This is a genomic window from Isoptericola sp. NPDC055063, assembly GCF_053608125.1.
In genome coordinates this window covers 106,768-107,993 of record NZ_JBSGUW010000015.1, presented here as the reverse complement: position 1 = coordinate 107,993, position 1,226 = coordinate 106,768, and the positions used below count along the sequence as shown (strand labels likewise).

Below are 1,226 nucleotides of genomic sequence, written 5' to 3'. Positions count from 1 at the left end.
GCCAACGATGGGACCCTCTCCCCGCCACCCCCAACCTAGCCCGACGGGGATTGGCCCCACCCTCCCCCCGTTCGCTCCTCCCCCCCCCCACCGCGCCCCCCCCCCCCACGACGAGGGTGTCGACCCGCCGCCCGGCGAGGTCGTCGAAGGTGGCGTCGGGCAGCACGCGGACGCCCGCGGACGTGCGCACGGGGTCGACGGTCTCGGCGGCGAGCAGCACCTCGTACCCCGTCGGTCCGTCGAGCTCCCGCGCCAGGAGCGCGAAGACCTCGGCCGGCCCGGTGACGTCGAGCAGGTCCACGCCCTCGAACAGGGTGACCACGACGAGCCGCGCCATCACGACGACGCCCCCATCACGATGTCCGGATCTGCAGGTTGTACGACATTGCCGACACGATAGCGGCTTCGTAGCGTGGAGGGGCGGCGCCGCACGGCGCCCCGCCCGCTCGCGAAAGGACCCCCATGACCAGCACGAGCACGACGCTGCGCGACCTCTCCGGCCTGGACCAGACCCCCGCGTCGCTCGCCGGGTCGACCCTGATCCTGGTCGACTACCAGAACACCTACACGCGTGGCGTGCTGGAGCTCGACGGCTGGGAGCCGGCGCTCGACGCCGCCGCCGACCTGCTGGCCCGCGCCCGCGCGGCCGGCGCCACGGTGATCCACGTGCGCCACGACGGCGGCGCCGGGTCGCCCTACGACCTGGACGACGAGCTCGGGCAGATCCACCCGCGCGTCGCACCGGAGCCCGGCGAGGCCGTCGTGACCAAGACCGCGCCGGACTCGTTCGTCCGCACCGAGCTGGGCGACCTCGTCGCCGCGGCCGGCCACGACGACGTCGTGGTGGTCGGTTTCATGACCCACATGTGCGTGACGTTCACCGCCCAGGGCGCGTTCCTGCGCGGGCTGCGGCCCACCGTCGTGGCTGCGGCGTGCGCGACGCGTCCCCTGGCGAGCGCGGCCGGCGAGGCCCGCGCGGCGCAGCTGCACCGGGGGGCTCTCGCCACCGTCGCGGACCTCTACGGGGTGGTCGTGGCCACGGCCGACGACCTCACGGGCGAGGCCGCGGCCGCCTGAGGTCGACCGGCGCCGGGCGTCAGACCAGCACCTCGTCGTCGCGGGCCACCACCCCACCACCCCCCACCCCCCAGGGGCTCCGCCTGCTCCTGTAGACGACGCCTAGCCCGCTCTTTGGGTTCCCCCACCCACCCGCGGCAGGGACTCCC

2 protein-coding genes are annotated in these 1,226 nt (G+C 75.1%); one reads left to right on the top strand and one right to left on the bottom strand.

The genetic code is table 11. The features are described from left to right. Window positions 1-337: DJ-1/PfpI family protein (locus ACWF41_RS18000; RefSeq protein WP_452182980.1), on the bottom strand; the 337-nt coding region annotated here is incomplete at its 3' end. A 125-nt stretch (window positions 338-462) separates the two neighbouring features. Between ACWF41_RS18000 and ACWF41_RS17995 the strand changes: the two genes are divergently transcribed. Next, window positions 463-1,077, top strand: coding sequence for an isochorismatase family protein (locus ACWF41_RS17995; protein WP_380314734.1), 615 nt, complete (start codon window positions 463-465; stop codon window positions 1,075-1,077). Window positions 1,078-1,226: the final 149 nt, after the last annotated feature.